The sequence below is a fragment of the Cupriavidus sp. OTU4054 genome (assembly GCF_038440175.1).
In the GTDB taxonomy this organism is placed as follows: Bacteria; Pseudomonadota; Gammaproteobacteria; order Burkholderiales; family Burkholderiaceae; genus Cupriavidus; species Cupriavidus pauculus_D.
Map to the genome: position 1 here is coordinate 159,376 of NZ_JASATF010000008.1, position 22,533 is coordinate 181,908.

At 67.0% G+C, this 22,533-nt stretch carries 22 protein-coding genes; 17 read left to right on the forward strand and 5 right to left on the reverse strand.

All coding sequences use genetic code 11. From position 1 onward, the window contains the following. Positions 1 to 37 precede the first annotated feature (37 nt). From edd to ftsB, 10 genes are all read left to right on the forward strand, one after another. A complete protein-coding gene (gene edd / locus AAHB16_RS12380) occupies positions 38 to 1,930 on the forward strand; it encodes a phosphogluconate dehydratase (protein WP_342050988.1) in 1,893 nt (630 codons plus the stop codon). A 127-nt stretch (positions 1,931 to 2,057) separates the two neighbouring features. Continuing rightward, a complete protein-coding gene (locus AAHB16_RS12385; protein ID WP_342051015.1) occupies positions 2,058 to 2,549 on the forward strand; it encodes a gluconokinase in 492 nt (163 codons plus the stop codon). Positions 2,550 to 2,699: 150 nt separating this feature from the next. After that, positions 2,700 to 4,175 (forward strand): circularly permuted type 2 ATP-grasp protein, encoded by a 1,476-nt coding sequence (locus AAHB16_RS12390; RefSeq protein ID WP_150372252.1) that lies wholly within the window; start codon positions 2,700 to 2,702, stop codon positions 4,173 to 4,175. A gap of 24 nt (positions 4,176 to 4,199) precedes the next feature. Then, complete coding sequence (locus tag AAHB16_RS12395) at positions 4,200 to 5,150, forward strand: alpha-E domain-containing protein (protein WP_342050989.1); 951 nt, start codon at positions 4,200 to 4,202, stop codon at positions 5,148 to 5,150. Positions 5,151 to 5,225: 75 nt separating this feature from the next. Further along, positions 5,226 to 6,044: a transglutaminase family protein gene (locus AAHB16_RS12400; RefSeq protein ID WP_150372250.1), complete on the forward strand. Its 819-nt coding sequence runs from the start codon at positions 5,226 to 5,228 to the stop codon at positions 6,042 to 6,044. Between the two features lie 108 nt (positions 6,045 to 6,152). After that, positions 6,153 to 6,959 carry a peptidase gene (locus tag AAHB16_RS12405; protein WP_150372249.1) on the forward strand — a complete coding sequence of 269 codons (807 nt, stop codon included), beginning with the start codon at positions 6,153 to 6,155 and terminating at the stop codon, positions 6,957 to 6,959. 46 nt (positions 6,960 to 7,005) lie between these two features. Further along, a complete protein-coding gene (locus AAHB16_RS12410; protein ID WP_150372248.1) occupies positions 7,006 to 8,658 on the forward strand; it encodes a CTP synthase in 1,653 nt (550 codons plus the stop codon). A gap of 25 nt (positions 8,659 to 8,683) precedes the next feature. Next, positions 8,684 to 9,556 carry a 3-deoxy-8-phosphooctulonate synthase gene (gene kdsA / locus AAHB16_RS12415; RefSeq protein ID WP_150372247.1) on the forward strand — a complete coding sequence of 291 codons (873 nt, stop codon included), beginning with the start codon at positions 8,684 to 8,686 and terminating at the stop codon, positions 9,554 to 9,556. 187 nt (positions 9,557 to 9,743) lie between these two features. Next, a complete protein-coding gene (gene eno / locus AAHB16_RS12420) occupies positions 9,744 to 11,033 on the forward strand; it encodes a phosphopyruvate hydratase (protein ID WP_150372246.1) in 1,290 nt (429 codons plus the stop codon). A 203-nt stretch (positions 11,034 to 11,236) separates the two neighbouring features. After that, on the forward strand, positions 11,237 to 11,581 hold the full coding sequence (ftsB, locus tag AAHB16_RS12425) for a cell division protein FtsB (protein ID WP_150372245.1): 345 nt from the start codon (positions 11,237 to 11,239) through the stop codon (positions 11,579 to 11,581). Positions 11,582 to 11,638: 57 nt separating this feature from the next. Here ftsB and AAHB16_RS12430 read toward each other — a convergent pair whose 3' ends face one another. From AAHB16_RS12430 to AAHB16_RS12440, 3 genes are read right to left on the reverse strand one after another with little or no spacing between them, the layout of a single operon-like run. Beyond that, positions 11,639 to 12,073, reverse strand: coding sequence for a hypothetical protein (locus AAHB16_RS12430; RefSeq protein WP_446718089.1), 435 nt, complete (start codon positions 12,071 to 12,073; stop codon positions 11,639 to 11,641). A gap of 40 nt (positions 12,074 to 12,113) precedes the next feature. After that, entirely contained in the window at positions 12,114 to 13,136 is a 1,023-nt protein-coding gene (hslO, locus tag AAHB16_RS12435; protein ID WP_150372244.1) for an Hsp33 family molecular chaperone HslO, read from the reverse strand. Positions 13,137 to 13,167: 31 nt separating this feature from the next. Continuing rightward, positions 13,168 to 13,692 (reverse strand): gamma carbonic anhydrase family protein, encoded by a 525-nt coding sequence (locus AAHB16_RS12440; protein ID WP_150372243.1) that lies wholly within the window; start codon positions 13,690 to 13,692, stop codon positions 13,168 to 13,170. A 132-nt stretch (positions 13,693 to 13,824) separates the two neighbouring features. On the opposite strand from AAHB16_RS12440, the gene AAHB16_RS12445 reads away from it, so the two are divergent. Continuing rightward, a complete protein-coding gene (locus tag AAHB16_RS12445) occupies positions 13,825 to 14,697 on the forward strand; it encodes a ferritin-like domain-containing protein (protein ID WP_150372242.1) in 873 nt (290 codons plus the stop codon). An 11-nt stretch (positions 14,698 to 14,708) separates the two neighbouring features. On the opposite strand, the gene AAHB16_RS12450 is transcribed toward AAHB16_RS12445, so the two are convergent. Continuing rightward, complete coding sequence (locus AAHB16_RS12450; RefSeq protein WP_150372241.1) at positions 14,709 to 16,430, reverse strand: acyl-CoA synthetase; 1,722 nt, start codon at positions 16,428 to 16,430, stop codon at positions 14,709 to 14,711. 116 nt (positions 16,431 to 16,546) lie between these two features. Between AAHB16_RS12450 and AAHB16_RS12455 the strand changes: the two genes are divergently transcribed. After that, positions 16,547 to 17,443 carry an alpha/beta fold hydrolase gene (locus AAHB16_RS12455; protein ID WP_342050990.1) on the forward strand — a complete coding sequence of 299 codons (897 nt, stop codon included), beginning with the start codon at positions 16,547 to 16,549 and terminating at the stop codon, positions 17,441 to 17,443. 10 nt (positions 17,444 to 17,453) lie between these two features. On the opposite strand, the gene AAHB16_RS12460 is transcribed toward AAHB16_RS12455, so the two are convergent. Then, positions 17,454 to 18,506 carry an NAD(P)/FAD-dependent oxidoreductase gene (locus AAHB16_RS12460; RefSeq protein WP_342050991.1) on the reverse strand — a complete coding sequence of 351 codons (1,053 nt, stop codon included), beginning with the start codon at positions 18,504 to 18,506 and terminating at the stop codon, positions 17,454 to 17,456. Positions 18,507 to 18,762: 256 nt separating this feature from the next. Between AAHB16_RS12460 and AAHB16_RS12465 the strand changes: the two genes are divergently transcribed. The 5 genes from AAHB16_RS12465 to dapA all read left to right on the forward strand — a co-directional run bounded on the left by AAHB16_RS12465 (position 18,763) and on the right by dapA (position 22,509). Then, positions 18,763 to 19,608: a 3',5'-nucleoside bisphosphate phosphatase gene (locus AAHB16_RS12465; protein WP_150372238.1), complete on the forward strand. Its 846-nt coding sequence runs from the start codon at positions 18,763 to 18,765 to the stop codon at positions 19,606 to 19,608. 7 nt (positions 19,609 to 19,615) lie between these two features. Beyond that, positions 19,616 to 20,251, forward strand: a complete 636-nt coding sequence (locus tag AAHB16_RS12470) for an L-threonylcarbamoyladenylate synthase (protein ID WP_342050992.1) — start codon at positions 19,616 to 19,618, stop codon at positions 20,249 to 20,251. Positions 20,252 to 20,303: 52 nt separating this feature from the next. Further along, positions 20,304 to 20,969: a site-2 protease family protein gene (locus AAHB16_RS12475; RefSeq protein ID WP_342050993.1), complete on the forward strand. Its 666-nt coding sequence runs from the start codon at positions 20,304 to 20,306 to the stop codon at positions 20,967 to 20,969. Next, positions 20,966 to 21,538, forward strand: coding sequence for a class I SAM-dependent methyltransferase (locus tag AAHB16_RS12480; RefSeq protein ID WP_342050994.1), 573 nt, complete (start codon positions 20,966 to 20,968; stop codon positions 21,536 to 21,538). Before AAHB16_RS12475 ends, AAHB16_RS12480 begins: the two co-directional genes overlap by 4 nt. Before the next feature lie 86 nt (positions 21,539 to 21,624). Next, a complete protein-coding gene (gene dapA / locus AAHB16_RS12485; protein WP_150372234.1) occupies positions 21,625 to 22,509 on the forward strand; it encodes a 4-hydroxy-tetrahydrodipicolinate synthase in 885 nt (294 codons plus the stop codon). The last annotated feature ends 24 nt before the right edge of the window (positions 22,510 to 22,533 follow it).

Consider the following 22,533-nt stretch of genomic DNA (forward strand, 5'->3'; position numbering starts at 1 on the left):
GGATATAATGTAGAAAATCTACAGATACGGAACGTCCATGCCCCACGATTCCCAAGATGCCAATGTGGTTGCCGAAGTCGCCGCCGTCACCGAACGCGTGATCGCGCGCAGCCGCGCGAGCCGCGCCGCCTATCTGGCCCGCTGCGAGCGGACCCAGCAGGAACTCGGCCCGCTGCGCGGCATGTCGTGCGCGAACCTCGCGCATGGCTACGCGGCACTGCCGGCCAACGACAAGCTGCGCCTGCGCGTCGACCATGCGCCGAACCTCGGCATCGTCACCGCGTACAACGACATGCTGTCCGCGCACCAGCCCTATGAGCGCTATCCGGCCGTCATCCGCGAAGCCGCGCGCGCGGTGGGCGGGGTCGCGCAGGTGGCCGGCGGCGTGCCGGCCATGTGCGATGGCATCACGCAGGGCAATGCGGGCATGGAACTGTCGCTGTTCTCGCGCGATGCCATCGCCATGGGCACCGCGGTCGCGCTCTCGCACAATACGTTCGATGCGGCCGTGATGCTCGGCGTCTGCGACAAGATCGTGCCCGGCCTGCTGATGGGCGCGCTGCAGTTCGGCCATCTGCCCGTGGTGTTCGTGCCCGCGGGCCCGATGGCGAGCGGCCTGCCCAACAAGGAGAAGGCGCGCGTGCGCCAGCTCTACGCAACGGGGCAGGTCGGTCGCGACGCGCTGCTGGAAGCCGAATGCGCGGCCTATCACGGCGCGGGCACCTGCACGTTCTATGGCACCGCCAACAGCAACCAGTTCCTGATGGAGATCATGGGTCTCCATATGCCGGGCGCGGCGTTTATCCATCCGGACGCCGGTATGCGCGACGCGCTGACCGTGGCGGCCGCGCAGCGCGCGCTGGCCCTTACCGCGCGCGGAAACGAATACACGCCCATCTCGCGCATCGTCGATGAACGCGCGGTGGTCAACGCGATGATCGGCCTGCTGGCCACCGGCGGCTCCACCAACCACACGATCCACCTCGTCGCGATGGCGCGCTCCGCCGGTATCGTCATCGACTGGAACGACTTCGACCGCCTGTCGCGCGTGACGCCGCTGCTCGCGCGCGTCTATCCGAACGGCTCGGCCGACGTGAACCACTTCCATGCGGCCGGCGGCGTGGCCTACGTCATCGCCCAGCTGCTGGATGCGCGCCTGCTGCACGAAGACGTGGAGACCGTGGCCGGCCGCGGCCTCGCCCGCTATGCGCAGGAGCCCGTGATGACCGACGGCGCGCTGCAATGGCGCGACGGTCCGGCCACGAGCGGGGACGCCACCGTCCTCGCCCCGGCGTCGGCCCCGTTCTCGCACGAAGGCGGCCTGCGCCTGATGGCGGGTAACCTCGGCCGCGGCGTGATCAAGGTGTCCGCGGTCGCGGAGGAGCATCGCGTGATCGAGGCCCCGGCACGCGTGTTCGAATCGCAGGAAGCGCTGCAGGCCGCATTCGAAGCCGACGAACTCGATCGCGACGTCGTGGCCGTGGTGCGCTTCCAGGGGCCGAACGCCAACGGCATGCCCGAACTGCACCGGCTCACCCCCGCGCTCGGCGCGCTGCAGGATGCCGGGCACCGCGTCGCGCTGGTGACCGACGGCCGCATGTCGGGCGCATCGGGCAAGGTGCCCGCCGTGATCCACGTCGGCCCCGAGGCCCTGGCCGGCGGTCCGCTGGCGCGCGTGCGCGACGGCGACCTGATCCGCGTGGATGCGGTGGCCGGCACGCTGGAACTGGTCGGCGACGCCGAGGCGCAGGCGGAGTTCGCGGCGCGCACGCCCGCGGCCGCACCGGCCGACGACTTCGCGCGCTTCAGCCTGGGCCGGGGACTCTTCGGCCTGTTCCGCCGCCATGCGCGCACCGCGGAAGAGGGCGGCAGCGCGATGGACCTCTCCGAAGCGGACGCTGTCCAAACGGCACCGGTCGTCGCACAATAGGGACGCCCGTTTTATGCATTCCCGCCGGCGCGTGCCGGCGGGCACCCCCGTGCCCGGCATTCGAACGCCGCGCGAGGGCTACCGACAAGGATGGCACGACCATCCGACCATGATCGACGGAGCAGACATGATCTATATCCTGATGGGCGTTTCCGGCAGCGGCAAGACCACGGTCGGCCAGCTGCTGGCCAGCCGCCTGCACTGCGGCTTCCACGACGCCGACGAATTCCATAGCGCCGCCAACAAGGACAAGATGCACGCGGGCATTCCGCTGACCGACGAGGACCGCTGGCCGTGGCTGGCCGCCATGCGCGCGGCCATCGATGCGGCCATCGCGGAACGCCGTCCGCACGTGTTTACCTGTTCCGCACTGCGGCAGGTCTATCGCGACCGCCTGACGCCGCCCGATGGCGGCGTGACGTTCGTCTACATGAAGGGCGACGCCGAGACCATCGGCGGCCGCCTGTCCGTGCGCACGGACCATTTCTTCAACCCGGCGCTGCTGCAGAGCCAGTTCCAGACGCTCGAGGAGCCGCGCGACGCGCTGGTGCTCGATATCCGCCAGTCTCCCGAGGAACTGGTGCAGGACATCCTCGACCGCTGCCCGCCCACCTGCTGACGCGCGCCATTGCCAGGTTGGCAAGCATCTTGCTAGATTGTCGCCATGCATCGGGAGGGCCCCATCTTGCGGGATTTCCTGATGCGGATATGCTGATCGAGAGGCATCAAAAAAGCATCGATAACCCTTCCAACGAGAGGAGCGGCCATCATGGCGGCGCGTTTTTTCGACGAGATGCTTGAAGCCAGGGACGACGGTGGGATGAGCGTCGTGCAGGCAGGGGAGACATTGCCGGCCAGTGCCGTGCGCGCGCACTACCGGAGCTTTGCCGACTGGCTCGGACGCCAGCCTGGCGCGGTCATGGACAACAAGCGCGCGGAAGCGGACCTGATCTTCCGCCGCGTGGGCATCACGTTCGCGGTCTACGGCGACAAGGACGAGTCCAACAGCGGCACCGAGCGGACCATTCCGTTCGACGTGATCCCGCGTATCTTCCCCGCCAGCGAGTGGGCCACGCTCGAGCGTGGGCTGCGGCAGCGCGTGGCCGCGCTGAACCGCTTTATCCACGACATCTATCACGGCCAGGACATCATCCGCGCGGGCGTGATTCCCGCGGACCAGATCTACAACAACGCCCAGTACCGGCCCGAGATGCTCGGCATCGACGTGCCGCGCGATATCTATGCCCATGTGGCGGGCATCGACGTGGTGCGCGCGGGCGAGGGCGAGTTCTACGTGCTCGAGGACAACCTGCGCGTGCCGTCGGGTGTCTCGTACATGCTCGAGAACCGCAAGATGATGATGCGGTTGTTCCCGGAGCTGTTCGCGCGCAACCGCGTGGCGCCCGTCGCGCACTATCCCGACCTGCTGCTCGACATGCTGCGCGGCGTCTCGCCGCAGAACATCGCCGATCCGACCGTGGTCGTGCTCACGCCGGGGATGTACAACTCGGCCTACTTCGAGCATGCGTTCCTCGCACAGCAGATGGGCGTGGAACTCGTCGAGGGCAGTGACCTGTTCGTCGAGGACGAGCACCTGTACATGCGCACGACGCAGGGGCCGCAGCGCATCGACGTGATCTATCGCCGCGTCGACGACGACTTCCTCGACCCGCTCGCGTTCCGGCCGGACTCCGCGCTCGGCGCGGCGGGGCTGCTGTCGGTCTACCGCGCGGGCAACGTCACGATCTCCAACGCGATTGGCACCGGCGTGGCCGACGACAAGTCGATCTACCCGTATGTGCCCGACATGATCCGGTTCTACCTCGGCGAGGAGGCCATCCTCTCGAACGTGCCGACGTACATGTGCCGCCGCCCCGACGACCTGCAATACGTGCTCGACCATATGGGCGAACTCGTGGTCAAGGAAACGCACGGCGCGGGCGGCTACGGCATGCTCGTGGGTCCCGCCGCCACGCGCGCGGAGATCGATCAGTTTCGCGAAGTCGTGCGCGCGCGGCCGGAGCAGTACATCGCGCAGCCGACGCTGGCGCTGTCCACGTGCCCGACGTACGTGGAGTCCGGCATCGCGCCACGCCATATCGACCTGCGGCCGTTCGTGCTGTCGGGCAAGGAGGTGCGCATGGTGCCGGGCGGCCTGACGCGCGTGGCATTGCGCGAAGGCTCGCTGGTGGTGAACTCCTCGCAAGGGGGCGGCACCAAGGATACGTGGGTCTTGGAACGCTAACAGGTCATTCGCCGGGAGAACATCATGCTGAGCCGCACCGCCGACCACCTGTTCTGGATGGCCCGCTATACCGAGCGCGCGGAGAACACCGCGCGCATGCTCGACGTCAACTATCAGACCTCGCTGCTACCCCAGTCCGCCGAAGTGGCGGAGCAGGGCTGGTGGGCGATGCTCGATATTTCCGAGCTCACCAACGCGTTCGACAACAAGTACGGCCTGCTTTCGCGCGATGACGTCATCGACTTCATGGTGCGCGACATGACCAATCCGTCGTCGATCATGAGCTGCCTGCGCGCGGCGCGCGAGAACGCGCGCGCGGTGCGCGGCTCGCTGACGACCGAGGTCTGGGAAACGCTGAACACCACGTGGCTCGACGTCCAGCGCCAGATCGCCGACGGCGAGCTGCACAACGACCCCTCGCGCTTCTTCGAGTGGGTCAAGTTCCGCTCGCACCTCGCGCGCGGCGTGCAGTTCGGCACCATGCTCAAGGACGACGCGTTCCACTTCATGCGCCTGGGCACGTTCCTGGAGCGCGCGGACAACACCGCGCGGATTCTCGACGTGAAGTTCCAGGCATCGGGCAGCGACGACACCGATCCGAATCGCGAGCAGAACGACTTCTATCACTGGGCCGCGGTGCTGCGCTCGGTGTCGGGCTTCGAGGTCTACCGCAAGATCTATCGTGCCGTGATCACGCCGCAGCGCGTGGCGGAACTGCTGATCCTGCGGCCCGACATGCCGCGTTCGCTCGTGTCTAGCATGGACGAGGTGGTGTCGATTCTCGCGCTCGTGGCCAACCAGCAGTCGTCGGAGACCGAGCGTCAGGCTGGTAAACTCCACGCTGACCTGAAATATGCGCGGATCGACGATATCTTCGCGTGTGGTCTGCATGCCTACCTGACGAGCTTCCTGGAGCGCATCGGCGACCTCGGCAACGGTATCAGCCGGGATTTCCTGGTGCCGCTCGCTGCCTGAGGCACATACGATGCCCCCCGAGCGCGCGGCGCGCGCAGACTTGCCCACACGCGGGTCTGCGCGCTCGCATCTACCGTGAAATACAAGATTCATCACAAGACCGTCTACCGCTACGCGGAGCCCGTGCGCCGCAGCGTGCACGAACTGCGGCTGGAGCCGCGGACGGGCCCGCTGCAGTTGGTGCACGCGTGGCAAGTCTCGGCCCCGGGCAATCTGTCGGCAGCCCGTGACGGATTCGGCAACATCATCCACAACTTCACGCTGGCCGGCCCCGCCAGCCGCATCGAGATCGTCGCCGCGGGCGAGGTCGAGGTGATCGCGACGGCAGGCGCCACGGGCTTCCACGACCTGCCCGAGGAGGGCGAGGCACGTGTCTCGCCGCTGTACTTCGTCGCACCCACGCCGATGACGGCCGCGCCCGCGGAAATCCGCGCATTTGCCGCGCCGTTCCTCGCGGCCGGGCACGAACTGCCCGCGCTGCTCGCACTGGCCGACGGCATTGCCGGCCGGGTGCGCTACAAGGCCAATACGACCGATGTCGGCACGTCCGCGGCGGAGGCTTTCCACCTCGGCAGCGGCGTGTGCCAGGACCAGGCGCAGGTGATGGTCGGCGCGTGCCGCGCGTTCGGTATTCCGGCGCGGTATGTCAGCGGTTACTTCTACGATCCCGCCGCTACCGAGATGGCCAGCCACGCCTGGGCCGATATCTGCCTCGACCCCGAAAGCGGGCTCTGGTGCAGCATCGACGTGACGCACCGCTGCGTGACGGACGGCCGCCACGTGCGCCTTGCCGTGGGGCGCGACTATGCGTCCGCCGCACCAATCCGGGGCATTCTCGAGGGCGGTACCGGCGAGACCATGACCGTGACGATCGACATCTCCGAGGTGGCCTGACCCGGCTGCGCCATCCCTCAAACGGGCGCGAGCTTTCCCCGGGGCGCTAGAATGCAGGTTTATGCCGCACGCGCCATCGCGCGGGCGGGCGCCCCCAAAATCATAGCCATGACGTACTGCGTAGCCATGCGGCTGGATGCCGGCCTGGTATTCCTTTCCGATTCCCGCACCAATGCCGGTGTGGATGCGATCTCCACTGCACGCAAGATGACGGTGTTCGAGGAACCCGGCGACCGCGTGATGGTGCTCATGACGGCCGGCAACCTTGCCATCAGCCAGTCCGTGCGCCAGTTGCTGGCCGAAGGCCGCGACGAGAAGCGCTCCCTCTGGACCGCGCGGGACATGTACGAAGCCGCGACGATCGTCGGCGACGCGGTGCGCGCCGTGCACAAGCGCGATGCGCACGCGCTGCGCGACGCGGGCATCGAGTTCAATGTGAGTCTCGTGTTCGGCGGCCAGATCCGTGGCGAACGCACGCGGCTGTTCCATATCTACGCGGCCGGAAACTTCGTCGAGGCGACGCCCGAGAACTGCTACTTCCAGATTGGCGAGGCGAAGTACGGCAAGCCGATCATCGATCGCGTCGTGCATCCGTCGCTGCCGCTCGGGGAGGGTGCCAAGTGCGCGCTGATCTCGATGGATTCGACGCTGAAGTCGAATATCTCGGTGGGCCTGCCGCTGGACCTGCTCGTGTACGAGGCCGACTCGCTGCGCGTGACGCGCTTCGTCACCATCGACGAGAAGAATTCGTACTTCCGTATGATCCGCGACACGTGGGGGCAGCGTCTGCGCCAGGTGTTCGGCGAGATCTGCAACCCTGAATGGGATGCCGGCAAGCCCGCGGAATTCCCGCTCGCGCGTGACGACGCCGACCGCTGGGGACAGCCCGTACGAGCCAAGCGCGAACGCGCATGAAGGGCTCGCTCATGTATAATCCCGATTTCCCCGGCAAGCTCGGTTTATGACCAAATTCGTCTTCGTCACCGGTGGCGTCGTCTCTTCTCTCGGCAAGGGCATCGCTGCTGCTTCGCTCGCGGCCATTCTCGAGTCGCGCGGCCTCAAAGTCACCCTCCTCAAGCTAGATCCCTACATCAACGTCGATCCCGGCACGATGAGCCCCTTCCAGCACGGCGAGGTGTTCGTGACCGAAGATGGCGCCGAGACCGACCTCGACCTCGGCCACTACGAGCGCTTCGTTTCGGCCAAGATGCGCAAGTCGAACAACTTCACGACGGGCCAGATCTACGAGTCGGTGATTCGCAAGGAACGCCGCGGCGAGTACCTCGGCAAGACCGTGCAGGTCATTCCGCACATCACGAACGAGATCCAGGCATTCGTCGAACGCGGCGCCGCCGCGTCGCACGACGGCAAGGCCGACGTGGCGCTCGTGGAAATCGGCGGTACGGTCGGTGACATCGAGTCGCTGCCGTTCCTCGAAGCCGCGCGCCAGATGAGCCTGCGCCTCGGCCGCAACCACTGCGCGTTCGTGCACCTGACGCTGGTCCCGTTCATCGCGAGCGCGGGCGAGCTCAAGACCAAGCCGACGCAGCACTCGGTGCAGAAGCTGCGCGAGATCGGTATCTCGCCGACGGCGCTGCTGTGCCGCGCCGACCGTCCGATTCCCGACGACGAGCGCGCCAAGATCTCGCTGTTCGCCAACATCCCGCAGGAAGCCGTGATTTCGGTGTGGGATGCGGACAGCATCTACAAGATTCCGCAGATGCTCAACGAGCAGGGCCTCGACCGCCTGATCTGCGAGGAACTGCGCCTGGACCCGAAGCCGGCCGACCTGTCGATGTGGCAGCGCCTGGTGAACGCGCAGGAAAACCCCGAACACGAAATCCGCATCGGCATGGTCGGCAAGTACGTCGATCTGACCGAGTCGTACAAGTCGCTGATCGAGGCGCTGCGCCACGCCGGCATGCATACGTCGACGCGCGTGAACATCGAGTACATCGACTCGGAAGAACTCGAGTCGGGTCACCTCGAAGTGCTGCAGCCGCTCGACGCGATCCTGGTGCCGGGCGGCTTCGGCAAGCGCGGGACCGAAGGCAAGATCCGCGCGATCCAGTATGCGCGCGAGAACAAGGTGCCGTACCTCGGCATCTGCCTGGGCATGCAGCTCGCGGTCATCGAGTACGCGCGTCACGTGGCCGGCATGGCCGACGCGAACTCGACCGAGTTCAACCTCGAGACCGAGCATCCGGTCGTGGCACTGATCACCGAGTGGGTCGACCGCGAAGGCAAGGTCGAGCAGCGTACGGCCGAGTCCGACCTGGGCGGCACGATGCGCCTGGGCGCGCAGCGCGTGCCCACGAAGGAAGGCACCAAGGCCAATGCGATCTATGGCGCCGAAGTGAACGAGCGCCATCGTCACCGCTATGAGGTCAACAACCACTACGTGCCGCAGCTCGAGAACGCCGGCCTCGTGATTTCGGCGCGCACGCCGACCGAGAACCTGCCCGAGATGATGGAGCTGCCGGATACGCTGCATCCGTGGTTCGTGGGCGTGCAGTTCCACCCGGAATTCACTTCGACGCCGCGTGATGGCCATCCGCTGTTCAAGGCCTATGTGGAAGCCGCGCTGGCCAGCCAGCAGCGCAAGGGTGCCTGAGCCCGGGCCCCACTGAGGAGACATCATGAAACTGTGTGGATTCGACGTCGGCCTGAACCATCCGTTCTTCCTGATCGCCGGTCCGTGCGTGATCGAGTCCGAGCAGATGGCGCTCGACACGGCAGGTGAGCTGCGCGAGATCACGAAGGCGCTCGGCATTCCGTTCATCTACAAGTCGTCGTTCGACAAGGCCAACCGTTCCTCGGGCAAGACGTTCCGCGGTCCGGGCATGGAGCGCGGCCTCGAGATCCTGGCGACGGTGAAGCGCGAGATCGGCGTGCCGGTGCTTACGGACATCCACGAGGTGGACGAGGTCAAGCCCGTCGCCGCCGTGGTGGACGTGCTGCAGACGCCCGCGTTCCTGTGCCGCCAGACCGATTTCATCCGTGCCTGCGCGCAGAGCGGCAAGCCCGTGAATATCAAGAAGGGCCAGTTTCTCGCCCCGCACGACATGAAGAACGTCATCGACAAGGCCCGTGACGCCGCGCGCGACGCGGGTCTGCCGGACGACGTGTTCATGGCCTGCGAGCGTGGTGTCTCCTTTGGCTACAACAACCTCGTTTCCGATATGCGCGCGCTCGCGATCATGCGCGAGACGGGTGCGCCCGTGGTATTCGACGCCACGCACTCGGTGCAGCTGCCGGGCGGACAGGGTACGAGCTCGGGCGGTCAGCGCGAGTTCGTGCCGGTACTGGCCCGCGCCGCGGTGGCAACCGGTGTGGCGGGTCTCTTCATGGAGACCCATCCGGATCCGAGCAAGGCGATGTCCGACGGCCCCAACGCGGTGCCGCTGTCGCGCATGAAGGAACTGCTGGCCGTTCTCCGGGACCTCGATGCGCTGGTCAAGCGCGCGGGCTTCCTCGAGGACAACTTCGGCTGGCCCGCCGCCTGCGCGTAAGCCATGACGCTCCCATCGCCCGCGCCTGCCGCGGGCGATGTCGTTTCGGTGTCGGGTATCGGCAGTCAGTACTGAAACTTCGTACAGAATTCGCAGATACTGCATGGCCGCCGCGCGCAACTTGGCCTATGCTTTCCCGGTTTCCCAATCGAGCAGCATCAAGAATCAACAGTAGAGAGAGGAATTCATGAGTGCAATCGTAGATATCATCGGTCGCGAGGTTCTCGACTCGCGCGGCAATCCCACGGTCGAATGCGACGTGCTGCTGGAGTCCGGCGTGATGGGCCGTGCCGCGGTGCCGTCGGGTGCGTCCACGGGCTCGCGCGAAGCCATCGAGCTGCGTGATGGCGACAAGTCGCGCTATCTGGGCAAGGGTGTGCTGAAGGCCGTCGAACACATCAATACCGAAATCTCCGAAGCGATCATGGGTCTGGATGCCTCCGAGCAGGCATTCCTCGACCGCACGCTGATCGACCTCGACGGCACCGACAACAAGGGCCGCCTGGGCGCCAACGCCATGCTGGCCGTGTCGATGGCAGTGGCCAAGGCTGCCGCCGAAGAAGCCGGCCTGCCGCTGTACCGCTACTTCGGCGGTTCGGGCGCGATGCAGATGCCGGTGCCGATGATGAACATCGTCAACGGTGGCGCGCACGCCAACAACAGCCTGGATATCCAGGAATTCATGATCATGCCGGTGTCGCAGACGAGCTTCCGCGAAGCGCTGCGCTGCGGCGCCGAAGTGTTCCACGCGCTGAAGAAGATCCTGGCCGACAAGGGCATGTCCACGGCGGTCGGTGACGAAGGCGGCTTCGCGCCGAACTTCTCGTCGAACGAGGAGTGCCTGAACACCGTGGTGCAAGCCATCGAAAAGGCCGGCTACCGCGCGGGCGAGGACGTGCTGCTGGCGCTGGACTGCGCCGCGAGCGAGTTCTACCACGAGGCCGAAGACGTCTACCAGCTGGAAGGCGAAGGCCTGAAGCTGAGCTCGACGCAGTTCGCCGACTACCTGGCCAACCTGTGCGACAAGTTCCCGATCGTGTCGATCGAGGACGGCATGGCCGAAGGCGACTGGGACGGCTGGAAGACGCTGACCGAGAAGCTGGGCAAGCGCGTGCAGCTGGTCGGTGACGATCTTTTCGTGACGAACACGAAGATCCTGAAGGAAGGCATTGAGAAGGGCATCGGCAACTCGATCCTCATCAAGATCAACCAGATCGGCACGCTGACGGAAACGTTCGCCGCCATCGAGATGGCCAAGCGCGCGGGCTACACCGCCGTGATCTCGCACCGTTCGGGCGAGACCGAGGACAGCACGATCGCCGACATCGCGGTGGGCACCAACGCCGGCCAGATCAAGACCGGTTCGCTGTCGCGTTCGGACCGTATCGCCAAGTACAACCAGCTGCTGCGCATCGAGGAAGACCTCGGCGATATCGCGAGCTACCCCGGCAAGAGCGCGTTCTACAACCTGCGCTAAACCTTTGGCGGTTGCCTGCCGATAAGACGGCGCTGTCCTCGAGATGAGGGCGGCGCCGTTTTTCGTTGCATGTTGGAACACCTTTTACAGGCGTTCCTGCGCTTTTGCTTTGCATTCTCGTGCGGCATGCGCCATGATTGTGCCGGCTCATATCGCTCCGAATTTGACTAGCGCCCCTTGACTAGCGCCCCTTCCTGTCTCAGATGCGCCTGATCTCGCTGTTGCTGTTTATCCTGCTGCTGGCTATCCAGTACCCGCTCTGGCTGGGCAAGGGCGGATGGCTGCGCGTCTGGGATCTGAACCATCAGGTGGAAGAGCAGGCCAGCCGCAACCAGTCGCTGAAGCTGCGCAACGCCAAGCTTGAAGGGGAAGTGAAGGATTTGCAGGATGGCACGGGCGCGATCGAGGAACGCGCGCGCTACGAGCTCGGCATGGTCAAGGAAGGCGAAGTGTTCGTGCAGTTCGTCGCGCCGGCCCCGAAGGTCAGCGCCACGCCGCCGCTGCCGCCGCCGCCGAACTCGGTCGCCGGCATGGGCGGGCATCACTGAACCGCATCTCCCGCCGTTCGCTGCCAGTCACCCCCCAGTCACCCCGGTCACCCCCGGTCACCACCAGCCGTACGGGTAACCCCCCCAGCCGCCGCCCCAGTATCCCGGCGAGCCGACGCTGACGCCGTAGCCCCAGCGGCTGCCGCCACCCCAGCCGCCACCCCAGCCCCCGTAGTACATGTTCCAGTTCGTGTAGGGATACGCCGCGTAGGCCCACGCCTGCGCCTCCTGCTGGCGTGCGATGACCGACTCCTGGTCGCGCAGGATCTGCGCGTTGAGGGCGGTCAGCTGCTGCTTCTGCTCGGCGGTGACGGGCGGGGGCGGCACCGCGTTGGGCGCGAGCCGGGAGGTGAAGGGTGCGCCATTGACGTCACGCGGCAGGTCCGCCGCGCAGCCGCCAAGCAAGCCGCCAAGCAGGCCGGCCATCGACCCACCCAGTAGCAGCGCGGCCAACGCGCGGGAAACGATCTTCCGGTCTGGCAAGGTCTTCATCTCAGCCTCCTCCAAACAATGGCCGCGCTCGGGCGGTGCCTCAGTGGTGTTGATGCGCGCCGTCGCCCGCGCCGGTCGCGACCGGTGCCGTGAACAGCTGCGCGCTATCGACGGGGTCGAACTCGTAGCGCTGGCCGCAGAAATCGCAATGGATCTCGACGTGGCCGCGCTCCGCGATGATGCCTTCGATCTCCTCGCGGCCCAGCGATTGCAGCATGCCAGCGACTTTCTCGCGCGAGCACGAGCACTGGAAATGCGGCTGCATCGGCTCGAACACGCGCAGGCCCGTGGCCTCGATGTCTTCCCAGAACAGCTTGCGCAGCAGCGTCTCGGGCGTTTCCCCGAGCAGTTCTTCCTGCTTCAGCGTGGCGCCGAGCTGGCACGCGCGATCCCACGTGTCGAGGTCCTGCGCGCGGGCATCGTCGCTCAGCGGCTCGCCGGTCTCGCCGACCTGCGCGGGCGCGTTGCCGTAGGCTTCGAGCGTGCCGCCATACGATGGCAGCTTCTGCAGCAGCATGCCGGCCGCCACCTGGTCGTTGGCCGCGAGCCACAGGCGCGTGTCGAGCTGCTCGGACGCCTGCATATAGTGCTCGAGCACTTCGCTGACCGAGTTCAGCGGACCATGCGCGTCGGACAGCGGCACGATGCCCTGGTACGCCTGCTGGCCCGGCAGCTTGTCCTGCGGGTCGAGCGTGATCGCGAAGCGGCCTTGTCCCTTGACGTTGACCATCTGGCGCAGCGTGGCGTCGTCGGGGATCTCGGCGCCCTCGGCCAGCTTGGCCGTGGCGCGCATCGACAGGTCGGACAGGCATTCGACCACGAGCATGCGCACGGGGCCGTCGCCGTGGACCTGCATGACCAGCGCGCCGTTGAACTTGAGGTTGGCGGACAGCAGCGCCGCGGCCGCCATCATCTCGCCCAGTACGTGCCGGACCGCCAGCGGATAGGCGTGGCGGTTCAGCACTTCCTGCCAGGTGGCTTCCATGCGTACGAGTTCGCCACGCACGGGGGCGGCGTCGAACAGGAATTTCTGGAGAATGTCGGGGTTGGTGGAGGCGGTCACTAAGCGGTCCTTCTGGTTTGCTTCAATCAATTCAGTCGATGCGCTTCAGCGCGACCTTGTAGGTCGCCTGGCGCTTGGCATAGGTTTCTGCATTGCGGTACAGGTTGGCCACGTCCTCGTCCGTCAGCTGGCGCACGACCTTGGCGGGCGTGCCGATGATCAGCGAGCGATCCGGGAACACCTTGCCTTCGGTCACCAGCGCGCCGGCGCCGACGAGGCATTCCTTCCCGATCACGGCGCCGTTCAGCACCACGGCCTGGATGCCGATCAGCGAGCCGTCGCCGACCGTGCAGCCATGCAGCATGGCCTGATGGCCGACCGACACCTTGTTGCCGAGCGTCATCGGACGGCCCGGGTCGGTGTGCAATACCGCGCCTTCCTGCAGGTTCGTGTCCTCGCCCACCACGATCGGCTCGTTGTCGCCGCGAATCACCACGCCGGGCCATGCACTTGCACGCGCCTTGAGCGTCACGTTGCCGATGATCGTCGCTTCCTTCGCCACGTAGGCATCGTCGTCGATGATGGGGGTGAGGTCGCCGAGCTGGTAAAGCGCCATGGAGTCTCCTGCCTGAGGCATTCGTGATAAGTGGGGGTGGCCGCGCGGATTTCAAATTTCCGGCCGATGCGGGAACTGCCGGCTCGCATCGCCGCCGCCGTTAAAATGGCGGCCATACGAGATTTTACGCCGATGCCAGTGATCCCACCCGCCTTGCCGTCACATCCACCGCTGCCGCGCCCCGTGCGCGCGCAGGCGCTCGAGCTGCTATGCATGAACGATGCCCGGGCCAAGGCGGCGGCCACGCGGGCGCTGTACGCGGCGCTGGAGGGTAGCGGGGAGGGCGCGGCCGGTGCAGGTTCGATCGACACCGATGCATGCATCGTTGCAGATCCTGCCCGCGCGCTGCCGGGGCGGCCCGAGCGGCCCGAACTCGTGCCGCCGCAGCATGTGGAGCGGCGGCGGTCGATCCACACGACGGCCGGGCGCGCCAATCTGATCCATGCGCTGTGCCATATCGAATTCAACGCGATCAACCTCGCGCTCGACGCGGTATGGCGGTTTTCGGGAATGCCGGCGGCGTTCTATACCGACTGGATGCGCGTGGCGGACGAGGAGGCCTACCACTTCACGCTGCTGGCGGACCATCTCGAGACGCTGGGCGCGCGCTACGGCGATTTCACGGCGCACAACTCGCTCTGGGAGATGTGCGACAAGACCGCCGGCGACGTGCTGGCGCGCATGGCGCTGGTGCCGCGCACGCTCGAGGCGCGCGGGCTCGATGCATCGCCGCCCGTGCGGGCCAAGCTGGCCGAGGCGGGGGATGACGCGGCCGCCGCGATCATCGACATCATCCTGCGCGACGAGGTTGGGCACGTGGCGATCGGCAATCGCTGGTACCGGTATCTGTGCGCGCGGCGCGGGCTCGATCCGGTGGCGACCTACCCATTGCTTTCGCGGCAATACGGCGCGCCGAAGCCGCGGGGACCGTTCAACGTCGAGGCGCGGCGCGCGGCCGGGTTCGATGACGATGAACTGGCCTGGCTCGAGGGGGCGGCCGGCTAGACCGCCATCTCTTATCGTTTGCCCGCGCGCTCTTCCTCCAGCAGCCGCAGCACGCGCCGCTGGATCTTGCCCGTGGTCGTCATCGGCAACTGGTCGATGAATTCGATTGCCTTCGGGTACTCGTACGGCGCGAGTTGGCCGCGCACGTGCTGCTGCAGTTCGACGATCAGCGCCGCGTCGCGTTCCGCCGAGCGCTGGACCGACGGCGTCAGCACGATGAACGCCTTGACGATCGCGCCCCGTTCGGGATCGGGCGACGGCACCACCGCGCAATTGGACACCGCCGGATGCTTGAGCAGGCAGTTCTCGATCTCGCTCGGCCCGATGCGATAGCCCGAGGACTTGAACACGTCGTCCGCGCGGCCCTGATACCAGAGGTAGCCATCGGCATCCATGCGCGCAAGGTCCCCCGTGCGGCACCAGCGCAGCCCGTCGCGTTCCACATACTTGTTCTGCGTGGCCGCCTCGTTCTTCCAGTAGCCGAGGAAGAACACCGGATCCGGATGGCCGTGAATATCGGTCGCGCAGACCGCCACCTCGCCGTCCTCGCCGGCGGCCACGGGCGCGCCATCCTCGTCGATGATCGCCACGCGGTGCCCCGGGTAGGGCCGACCCATCGACCCCGGCCGCGCGGGCCAGCCAAGGCGTCCCTCGTCGTGCTGCGCCGTGCAATTCCCGACGATGTAGTTCATCTCGGTCTGCCCGAACATCTCGTTGACCACGATGCCGAGCGCGTCGCGGCACCAGCTGAACACGGTCTCGCCGACGGCCTCGCCCGCGCTCATGATCGCGCGCAGGCGCAGGTCGTAACGCTTCGCCGGCTCGGGGCACGCCTTCATCATCTGCTTGAGCGCGGTCGGGAACAGGAACGTATTGGTGACGCGATAGCGTTGCAGGATCTCGAACGCGCGCTCCGGCGTGAAGCGGCCCTGATAGCCGACGATCGGCTTGCCGAAATAGAGCGCGGGCATCAGCGCGTCCCACAATCCGCCCGTCCATGCCCAGTCGGCCGGGCTCCAGAACACGTCGTGGTCCTGCGGATACCAGTTCTGCGAGCACACGAAGCCGGTCAGGTTGCCGATGAGCGCGCGGTGCGGCAGCAGCGCGCCCTTGGGCGGCCCCGTGGTGCCGCTCGTGTAGATGAGCACCGCGGCCTCGTCCGCTTTCGTGACCTCGGCCGTGAACGTCGGCAACTGTGCCGCGAGCAGCGTGTCCCAGTCCCGATCGCCGCGGCCTTGCGCATCGCCGACGGCGATCACGGTCGCGAGCGTCGGGCACTCGTGGCGCGCGGCGAGCAGATTGTCGATCGAGGTCTCGTCGACGATGGCCACGCGTGTCTCGCTGTGATCGATGCGATACGAGAGCGCCTCCGGGCCGAACAGCATCGAGAGCGGCATGGCCACCGCGCCAAGCTGATAGACGGCCATGCCCGCGATGACGGTCTCGATGCGCTGGGGCATGACGATGGCGACGCGATCCCCGCGCCGCACGCCGAGGTTGCGCAGCGCGCGCGACAGGCGGTTGGCCTCGGCCTGGATATAGGCGTAGGTGTGCGCGCCGCGCCGGCCGTCCTCGTGCTCGGTATAGACCGCCACGCGCAGCATCGTGTTGCGGTCGCGCGCCCAGCGGCCGCAACATACCTCGGCAAGGTTGAATTCATCGGGCACGTTCCAGCGGAATGTGTCGTGCAGCGCGCGATAGTCGTCGCGGCGGTCCGCGGGCAGGGCGGTCATGCGGGTGTCTCCGGTTGTCGTTCGCGTCCGTTTTACCGCATAATCGCCGGGTAAAACGAACGATCGTTCTATTCTTGTCCCGACGCCCCGCGCCGGGCCGCGGTACGAGGAGCACCATGACCATCACGGAAACATCGCGTTCGGAATTTATCACGCTGCGCGGTCTGCGCACCCATGTCCGGCACTGGGGGCGGGACGGCGCCCGCAAGCTGTTCATGCTCCATGGCTGGATGGACGTCGCCGCGTCGTTCCAGTTTCTCGTCGATGCGCTCGCGCACGACTGGCACGTCATCGCGATGGACTGGCGCGGTTTTGGCGAAACCGACTGGCCGAGCCGCTATCCGGGCACCGAGTCGTACTGGTTCGGCGACTACGTGGCCGATCTCGAGGCCCTGGTCGACCACTATCAGCCCGAGGGACAGGTCGATCTGCTGGGCCATAGCATGGGCGCGAATCTCGTCTGCATCTACGCGGGCGTGCGGCCGCAGCGCGTGCGCCGCGTGGTGGATCTGGAAGGCTTCGGCATGACGCGCACGCATCCCGCGCAGGCCCCGGGCCGGCTGGCCAAATGGCTCGACGAACTTCGCGAGCGGCCGCAGTTGCGTACCTATGCGAGCGAGCGCGAGGTGGCCGAACGTCTGCAGAAAACCAACCCGCGCCTGCGCGACGATCGCGCGGCGTTCCTCGCGGCGCACTGGTCGCGCCGGAATGCCGACGGGCAATGGGCGTTACTGGCCGATCCCGCGCACAAGATGGTGAATCCGCAGCTGTACCGGATCGACGAAATCATGGCGATCTGGGAGCAGGTCACGGCGCCGGTCCTGCATGTGGAAGGGCGCGATTCCCCCACGCTGGCGCGGCTCGCGCACAAGGAGCCGATTCCCGAATTCCGCGAGCGCTTCCGCGCGTTCCGCGACTTCCGCGAGGCCACGGTCGATGACGCGGGCCATATGATCCATCACGATCAGCCGGAAGCCGTGGCGCGCCTCACCGAGGCCTTCCTGCTGGGTTAGCGAGGCATGCTCACGCGGTCGTGAGCTTCGCCTTCAGCGCGGGGTTGTTGCTCGTGTGCATGTGGACCAGCGCCTTGTCCGGGAACGCGTAGTGATAGGCCTTGCGCAGCGCGAGCGCGGCTTCATGGAAGCCGGACAGGATGAGCTTCTGCTTGTGCGTGTAGTAGGCAATGTCGCCGGCCGCGAACACGCCGCGCCGCGAGCTTTCGTACGTCGTGGTGTCGACGAGCACGCGGCCCGCGTGCATGTCCATGTCCCATTGCGCGATCGGACCGGGCTCCGACACCAGGCCGTATAGCGCGATGACGTCGTCGGCGGGGATGTCGCGATCGCCGTCGCGCGTCTTGACGACCACCGAGGTCAGCGCGCCGTCGGTGGTGGACAGCCCGCCGAGCATGCCCATCACGAAATCCATCTCGCCGGCCTCGACGGCCGCGCGCATCGACGCCACCGTGTGATCGGCCGCGCGGAAGCCCTCGCGGCGATGCAACAGCGTGACGCGCGCCGCGACATTGCGCAGGGCGAGCGCCCAGTCCAGCGCGGAATCGCCGCCGCCCGCGACGATCACGCGCTTGCCCGCGAAGCGCGACAGTTCGCGCACCGCGTAGTGGATATGCCTGTCTTCCAGCGCGGCCGCTTCGGGCACCGACACGCGTTGCGGCGCGAACGCGCCCGCGCCCGCGCATACCAGCACGGCCGCCGCGTCGAAGCGCTTGCCGGCATCGGTCGTGACGAGCAGGCGTGGATGGCCGTCTTCACCGGTGATGTCGGTCACGCTGTCGGCGCGCTGGCCAAAGTGCATCGGCGGCGCGAACGGCGCGCATTGCTCGAGCAGGCGATCGACGAGCTCCTGCGCATTGCAGCCCGGAATCGCCGGGATGTCGTAGATGGGCTTTTCGGGATAGAGCTCCGTGCACTGGCCGCCCGCGCGGTCTAGCACATCGACGATCTCGCAGGAGAGGCCCAGCACGCCGGCCTGGAACGCGGCGAACAGGCCGACGGGGCCGGCGCCCACGATCAGCACGTCGGTACGAACGGTTTCAGGAGCGGGGGAGGTGGACATGGCGGATGGCGGAAAGGGCAAAAAGAGAATGGCGCGAAAAGAATGGCGCGAAAGGAATGGCGGGAAAATCGCTTAGGGAAACTGCGCAAAGCGCCCGCGGGGCGGCGCCCATGGCGGGCTTCGTGCCGCCGCGATGCCGTCACTATACCGCGCGGCGCACCCCCGGCCGCCCGTGCCAGCAATGGCGGCAGGGCTATCCGCGTCAGGCCGGGGATCGGTCGCGCGGAAAGTGCACCGTCAGGAGTAGAATGACGGCATGCAAAACGCCCACGCGATCAACGCCGACCTGCACTGCCATTCCACCGTTTCCGACGGTACGCTCGCCCCCGCCGCGGTGGCGGCGCGTGCCAGTGCCGGTGGCGTGGCATTCTGGGCGCTGACCGATCACGATGAACTGGGCGGCCAGGCCGAAGCGCGCGCCGCGGCGGAAGCGCATGGCATGCGCTATGTGCCCGGCGTGGAGATCTCGGTGACCTGGGCGGGCCAGACCGTCCATATCGTGGGCCTGCAGATCGACGCGACCCATCCGGACCTCATCGATGGCCTGGCGCGCACGCGCGACGGCCGCGCGCGCCGTGCCGCCGACATCAGCGACGCGCTCGCGCGCATCGGCATCGAGGGCGCCTATGCGGGCGCGCTGCGCCACGTGGGCAATCCCGACCTGATCTCCCGCACGCACTTCGCGCGCTGGCTCGTCGATGAAGGCTATTGCGAGTCCATCAGCGAAGTCTTCGACAAGTACCTGTCCGAAGGGCGTCCCGGCTATGTCGGCCATCGCTGGGCCACGCTGTCCGACGCGGTGGGCTGGATCCTCAAGGCCGGCGGCATTGCCGTGATGGCGCACCCGGGCCGGTATCACTACACGGACCTCCAGCACGACGCACTGTTCGACGAATTCACGCAGCTCGGCGGCCGCGCCGTCGAGGTGGTAACCGGCAGCCATACGCCGGATCAGTTCCAGCGCTACGCCGACGTGGCGCGCCATTACGGCCTGCTGGCATCGCGTGGCTCGGACTTCCACGGCCCGGGCGAAGGGCGCGTGGAAATCGGCACGCTGCCGCCGCTGCCTTCCACGGTCACGCCGATCTGGCACAACTGGTGACCGGTCGATGTCTCAGTACTTCGATATCCATCCGCAGAATCCGCAGTCGCGGCTCGTCAAGCAGGCGGTGCAGATCGTCCGGCAGGGCGGGCTTATCGCGCTGCCCACGGACTCCAGCTACGCGCTGGCCTGCCAGCTCGACGACAAGGCCGCGGTGGAGCGGCTCCGCCGGCTGCGCGGCATCGACGACAAGCATCACCTCACGCTGATGTGCAGCGACCTGTCCGAGCTCGGCAACTTCGCGCGCGTGGACAACCGGCAGTACCGCTGGCTCAAGGGCGCCACCCCGGGGCCCTACGTGTTTATTCTCGAGGCGACCAAGGAAGTGCCGCGCCGGCTCTCGCACCCGGCGCGCAAGACGATCGGCGTGCGTGTGCCCGACCATCCGATTCCGCTGGCGCTGCTGGCGGACCTGGGGCAGCCGCTGATCTCCGCGACACTCCAGATGCCCGGCGACGACGTGCCGATGAACGACCCGGCCGAAATCCGTGCGCGGCTGGAAAAACAGCTCGACCTCGTCATCTGCGGCGGGCCCGCGCCCGCGCAGCCGACCACCGTGATCGACCTGACCAGCGGCGAGCCGGAGCTGGTGCGCGCGGGTCGCGGCGATCTCGCTTATTTCGGGCTGACGGAGTCGGTCTGACGGCGCACGGTCCGGACGCGCGGGCGTCGGCGCGCTGGGTACAATAGCCGTCATGGATTCCTCTCTCGTCCAGACCTTCGCGGTCTACGCGCTACCCGTCCTCTTCGCCATCACGCTGCACGAGGCCGCGCATGGCTACGTGTCGAAGCATTTCGGCGACAACACCGCCTATGTGCTCGGCCGCGTGAGCCTGAACCCCGTGCGGCATATCGATCCGATCGGCACCATCGCGGTCCCGCTGCTCCTGTATTTCCTGACCAAGGGCCAGTTCGTGTTCGGCTACGCCAAGCCCGTGCCGGTGGTGTTCAGCCGCCTGCGCAATCCGCGCTGGCACGGCATGTGGGTGGCGCTGGCGGGGCCCGGCAGCAACCTCATCCAGGCCTTTGCGTGGGCGCTCGTCACGATCGGGCTGGTCTGGGCGCGCGTGCAGGAACCGTTCTTCGCGGACATGGCGCGCGCGGGCGTGCTGGTCAATCTGGTCATGGCGGCGTTCAACCTGTTTCCGATTCCGCCGCTGGACGGCGGGCGCGTGCTGACGGCGCTGCTGCCGCAGCGCATCGCGATGGCGGTCGGGCGCATCGAGCCGTACGGCATCTTCGTCGTGATGGCGCTGGTCGCGGCCGGCGTGATCACGCAGATATGGATGTGGCCGGTGATCAAGCTGCTGGCCTCGCTCGTCGAGCTGATGCTCCAGCCATTTACGCTGCTGTTGCAATGAGCGCGCCCTCGACGTGGGTCACGCGCTGGGCCCATCTGTTTCCGGCCGGCGGCCGCGTGCTCGATCTGGCCTGCGGCAGCGGCCGCCATGCGGCATGGCTGGCCGCGCGCGGCTTCGACGTGCTGGCCGTGGACCGCGACGCGGCCGCGGTGGCCGCGCTGCCGGCGACCGTCACCGGGCGTGTGGCGGACCTGGAGCAGGGCGCCTGGCCGCTCGGCGACGTGGCGCCGCTCGATGGCATCGTCGTCACCAACTACCTCCATCGGCCGCTCTGGCCGCACCTGCTGGCCGCCGTGGCGCCGGGCGGGGTGTTCGTCTACGAGACCTTCGCGGCGGGCAACGAGACGGTCGGCAAACCGTCCCGGCCCGATTTCCTGCTCCGCCCCGGTGAACTGCTGGAGGTGGTTCGCGGTCAATTGCGCGTGATCGGCTACGAGGACGGGGTGCTCGAGGCGCGCGGCGCCGGCGCCTCGCCCGCGTTCGTGCAGCGAATTTGTGCGGTGCGGGAGGTTCCGGTGGCTGGCGATGCACCTCCTCCGCGTCACGTCCTGCCCCCGGTCGCCTTTTAGACGTTTTCCCTCATCCCGGGGGTGGTCGGAACCGCGAACGGTTCCGGTACAATCCCGGTTATTCGTATCCCGGATTTCCCGAACTTATGACTCAGATTACCGGCAGCATCGTGGCCATCGTGACCCCGATGCACGAGGATGGCAGCCTGGACTACCCGGCCCTGCGCGCCCTGGTGGACTGGCACGTGGCCGAAGGCACCGACGGCATCGTGATCGTCGGCACGACCGGCGAGTCGCCGACCGTCAATGTCGACGAGCACTGCGAGCTGATCCGCGTCGCCGTCGAGCAGGCCAACAAACGCATCCCGATCATCGCCGGTACCGGTGGCAACTCCACGAAGGAAGCCATCGAACTGACGGCCTTCGCCAAGAAGGTGGGCGCCGACGCCTCGCTGCAGGTGGTGCCTTACTACAACAAGCCGACGCAGGAAGGTATCTACCGCCATTTCCGCACGATCGCGGAAGCGGTGGATCTGCCGGTGCTGCTGTACAACGTGCCCGGCCGCACGGTCGCGGACATGACCAACGAGACCATCCTGCGTGCCGCGCAGGTGCCCGGCATCGTCGGCGTGAAGGAAGCGACCGGCAATATCGACCGTGCCGCGCAGCTGATCAAGGACGCGCCCGCGCACTTCGCCGTGTACAGCGGTGACGATCCCACGGCGGTCGCGCTGATCCTGCTCGGTGGCAAGGGCAATATCTCGGTGACGGCCAACGTGGCGCCGCGCAAGATGCACGAGATGTGCGCGGCGGCGCTGAAGGGCGATGTCGTGACCGCGCGCCGTCTGCACATGGAACTGATCGACCTCAACAAGGCGATGTTCGTCGAGGCGAATCCGATTCCCGTGAAGTGGGCCCTGCAGCAGATGGGCCGCATGAAGAGTGGCATCCGCCTGCCGCTGACGCCGCTCTCCGAGAACCAGCACGAGTACGTGCGCCGCGCGCTGGCTGCCGCCGGCCTGCTCGGTTGAAGTATCCAAACCGTCCGGCCCTGG

Coding starts and splice junctions, on each gene's coding strand:
- edd (WP_342050988.1), top strand. CDS start 38: ATGCCCCACGATTCCCAAGATGCCAATGTGGTTGCCGAAGTCGCCGCC.
- AAHB16_RS12385 (WP_342051015.1), top strand. CDS start 2,058: ATGATCTATATCCTGATGGGCGTTTCCGGCAGCGGCAAGACCACGGTC.
- AAHB16_RS12390 (WP_150372252.1), top strand. CDS start 2,700: ATGGCGGCGCGTTTTTTCGACGAGATGCTTGAAGCCAGGGACGACGGT.
- AAHB16_RS12395 (WP_342050989.1), top strand. CDS start 4,200: ATGCTGAGCCGCACCGCCGACCACCTGTTCTGGATGGCCCGCTATACC.
- AAHB16_RS12405 (WP_150372249.1), top strand. CDS start 6,153: ATGACGTACTGCGTAGCCATGCGGCTGGATGCCGGCCTGGTATTCCTT.
- AAHB16_RS12410 (WP_150372248.1), top strand. CDS start 7,006: ATGACCAAATTCGTCTTCGTCACCGGTGGCGTCGTCTCTTCTCTCGGC.
- kdsA (WP_150372247.1), top strand. CDS start 8,684: ATGAAACTGTGTGGATTCGACGTCGGCCTGAACCATCCGTTCTTCCTG.
- eno (WP_150372246.1), top strand. CDS start 9,744: ATGAGTGCAATCGTAGATATCATCGGTCGCGAGGTTCTCGACTCGCGC.
- ftsB (WP_150372245.1), top strand. CDS start 11,237: ATGCGCCTGATCTCGCTGTTGCTGTTTATCCTGCTGCTGGCTATCCAG.
- AAHB16_RS12430 (WP_446718089.1), bottom strand. CDS start 12,073: ATGAAGACCTTGCCAGACCGGAAGATCGTTTCCCGCGCGTTGGCCGCG.
- AAHB16_RS12440 (WP_150372243.1), bottom strand. CDS start 13,692: ATGGCGCTTTACCAGCTCGGCGACCTCACCCCCATCATCGACGACGAT.
- AAHB16_RS12445 (WP_150372242.1), top strand. CDS start 13,825: ATGCCAGTGATCCCACCCGCCTTGCCGTCACATCCACCGCTGCCGCGC.
- AAHB16_RS12450 (WP_150372241.1), bottom strand. CDS start 16,430: ATGACCGCCCTGCCCGCGGACCGCCGCGACGACTATCGCGCGCTGCAC.
- AAHB16_RS12455 (WP_342050990.1), top strand. CDS start 16,547: ATGACCATCACGGAAACATCGCGTTCGGAATTTATCACGCTGCGCGGT.
- AAHB16_RS12460 (WP_342050991.1), bottom strand. CDS start 18,506: ATGTCCACCTCCCCCGCTCCTGAAACCGTTCGTACCGACGTGCTGATC.
- AAHB16_RS12465 (WP_150372238.1), top strand. CDS start 18,763: ATGCAAAACGCCCACGCGATCAACGCCGACCTGCACTGCCATTCCACC.
- AAHB16_RS12470 (WP_342050992.1), top strand. CDS start 19,616: ATGTCTCAGTACTTCGATATCCATCCGCAGAATCCGCAGTCGCGGCTC.
- AAHB16_RS12475 (WP_342050993.1), top strand. CDS start 20,304: ATGGATTCCTCTCTCGTCCAGACCTTCGCGGTCTACGCGCTACCCGTC.
- AAHB16_RS12480 (WP_342050994.1), top strand. CDS start 20,966: ATGAGCGCGCCCTCGACGTGGGTCACGCGCTGGGCCCATCTGTTTCCG.
- dapA (WP_150372234.1), top strand. CDS start 21,625: ATGACTCAGATTACCGGCAGCATCGTGGCCATCGTGACCCCGATGCAC.